Raw genomic sequence first — 2,601 nt, forward strand, 5'->3', positions numbered from 1 at the left:
TCGACGTCGAGGCCTTCCTCCTCGCGGAGTTCCTTGGCCTGCTGGATCTGGAAGTAGTAGTAGACGGCGCCGATGGCTCCGATGACGCTTGCGATGGCGGCGAGGCCGCCGAACAGCCAGATGTCGCGGTCGAGATACCACCGCAACACGACCACGGAACTATCGAGGTTATCCCAGTAGAGTTCTACCCGGTCGCCGACCTGCTGGCGGTCGTCGGCGGCGGGCCGAACCTGCGAGAGCAGCGGGATGGATGCGTCGGTGTTCGGTGGAAGCGCGATCTCGTAGTCGCCTTCGACGACCGTCTCGATGGCGAGCCGTTTCCCGTTCTTCGGCGTCGTGAAGGCGAGTTGCCCCTCGTCGTGGGGCAGGTGGACGATGGCCCGTTGGCGGGTCGAATCGACCGCCAGTTCGTCCGTGGGTTCGGTGGTGCCGTTCGGATAGACGCGTGTCTGCTCGCCATCGACGTATCTGACCATGGTGCCGTTCGGATAGCGGAACTGGAGGCCGCGTAGCTCCAGTGGCCGCTCGATGGCGAAGGCGTCGGTCCGGTAGAGTTCGATGGTGTCGTTGTCGCCGGTCGTCTTCGCCGAGACGTCGTAGACCGCAGTGTAGTTGTTGCGGTTGATCTCGATGGAGGCGTTCCGGTCGGTATCGAAGTCGTAGTCGGCGTCCTCGGAGAGCGCTTCGGGGTCGTCGACGTCGGGGCCGAGAATCGTCGAACAGCCCGCAAGCGCGAGGACGACAACGAGCGCGACGGCGGCGAGCAGGCGGCGGTTCATATCAGGGGACGACGGCGAGTAGTTCGGCCTGGAGGTGCGGTCCGATGTCCGAGAGGAGCCCCGGTGCGTCGGTCTCCTCGCGGCAGACGATGCTCTGTTCGAGCAGGCCAAGCCGCTCGACGGTGACGATGTCCTGGGCGTGGCCCGAGCGGTTGACCGTCGCGCGAACCTCCGCGCGGGTCGCGCTGTTGACGTTGACGCGTTCGGTGCCGCGGGTCCACTCGTAGAGGCGGTCCCGCTCTTCGTCGGCCAGTCGGGCGGGTTCCTCGTCGTCGCCCTCGACGAACCGGAGGGGCATATGCTGGACGAGGCCGAACCGCTTGCGGATCTGGGACGGCGTTCCCTGCCCGAGGCCGAGTTCGTCGCTCGGGACTCGAACGTTCTCGCCGGCATCGAGGACGAAGCCGTCGTCGTCCCACGACTCGAGCGTGCCGACGTAGGTCTCGCCGGCCTGCCGATGGGGCGTGATGGCGCCCCACTCCTCGGTGAGGAGGCTCCGTGCGGCGGGGGCGTCCTCGCCGGTCAGCGTCACCGACGGGAAGCCGTCGTCCCGGAGGCCGAGCGTGAACTCGACCTCGAGGTCGGCGAGATCGTTGCCGACGAGCGATTCCAGCGAATCGAGCGAGCGGCGTTTGGCCTCGCCCTCGACGTAGACTTTTGTTGCGAGGATGACCATCTACTTGCCGTCCTCGACGTGCAGTTCCTCACGGAGCTTTTCGATGCGTTCGTCCATCGCATCGATGAGTCGTTCGTTGTCCATCGTTTCCAGGGGGCCGCCGCATTCGGGGCATTCGAAGCCGAACTCCATCGCCTCGCCGAACTCGAAGCGGACCTGACAGTTGTTACAGAGGTAGAACTCGTTTTCGCGCTCGTACTGGCGGCGCTCCTCGAGAGCCTCCAGCAGGCGTTCCATCTCCTCTTCGAGCTGTTCGGGGATGTTCTCGTATTCGAAGGTCCACAGATAGGTGAGCCATCCCGAATCCTCGTCGCGGAGCCGCCGATAGGTGGCGAGGTCGTTCTCGTAGAGAATGAACAGCGCCCGGCGAACGTCGTTGAGTTCCAACCCGAGCTCCTCCGCGAGTTCCTCGTCGGTGACCTCGCCGTCCGGCGGGGCTGCCGCGACGGGCATACCTGAGGGGCCGACGAGCTCGTGGAGGTACTTCTGAATCACCGGGTCGTTCAGCAGTTCCTCAAAAGCCATTGTGTTAAATTGCGCCAGCGAGTCGTTTAAAAGCTCCGAAAGGGGTGTCTCGTACGGACTGTTGTCGTCTGTCTCACTCCTCGTCGACGGGTTCGACCTGCTTGCCCGTTTCCTTCGGCACGACTTGGCGGTCGGCATCCTCCCATTCGCGGTCCAGTTCCCGGCCCTCGAAGAGGCGGTCGAGGAAGACGGCCAGTCCCGCGACCTCCGAGTGAGGCTGGTTCGTCACGCCGACGTTGTAGTCGGCCCGCTCGTAGACGTCGAAGGGGACCTTCTCGGCACCGACGACGACCAGCAGGTGGTCTTCACGGTGGTCCTCGCGGATGTCACCCTCGACGTCCTGTATCGGTAGGCCGTACATCGTCAGGTGGACGACCGCCCCATCCCAGTCGCGGAGCAACTGGCGGTGGCTGTCGGTCAACTCCACCTCGAACGGGCCGCCGAACCGGCCCGTGATGTCCTCGATGGTCCCCTTCGGGTTCGAGGCCTCGCCCGCGATGACCACTCGGTCCGCGCCGAGGGCCCGCGCCGTGAGGCCGACGTGAGTCGTCATCCGGTTGTCCCGGCCGGGCCGGTGGCCCAGTCGGAGGACGACGACCTCGGGTTCGTTCTGCATACCGG

The 2,601-nt window shown here is 65.3% G+C and carries 4 protein-coding genes; all 4 read right to left on the reverse strand.

Annotated features, from left to right (window positions below; all coding sequences use genetic code 11):
- Positions 1-779 (reverse strand): DUF5803 family protein (locus V5A53_RS14465; RefSeq protein WP_332314313.1); only part of this gene is annotated, 779 nt, incomplete at its 3' end.
- Between the two features lies 1 nt (position 780).
- Positions 781-1,455, reverse strand: a complete 675-nt coding sequence (locus tag V5A53_RS14470) for a DUF2110 family protein (protein ID WP_332314314.1) — start codon at positions 1,453-1,455, stop codon at positions 781-783.
- Positions 1,456-1,980, reverse strand: coding sequence for a transcription factor E (tfe, locus tag V5A53_RS14475; protein WP_332314315.1), 525 nt, complete (start codon positions 1,978-1,980; stop codon positions 1,456-1,458).
- Between the two features lie 73 nt (positions 1,981-2,053).
- Entirely contained in the window at positions 2,054-2,596 is a 543-nt protein-coding gene (locus tag V5A53_RS14480; RefSeq protein ID WP_332314316.1) for a tRNA (cytidine(56)-2'-O)-methyltransferase, read from the reverse strand.
- Positions 2,597-2,601 lie beyond the last annotated feature (5 nt).

Origin of the sequence: Natronomonas sp. (assembly GCF_036625485.1) — an archaeon.
Classification (GTDB): domain Archaea; phylum Halobacteriota; class Halobacteria; order Halobacteriales; family Haloarculaceae; genus Natronomonas.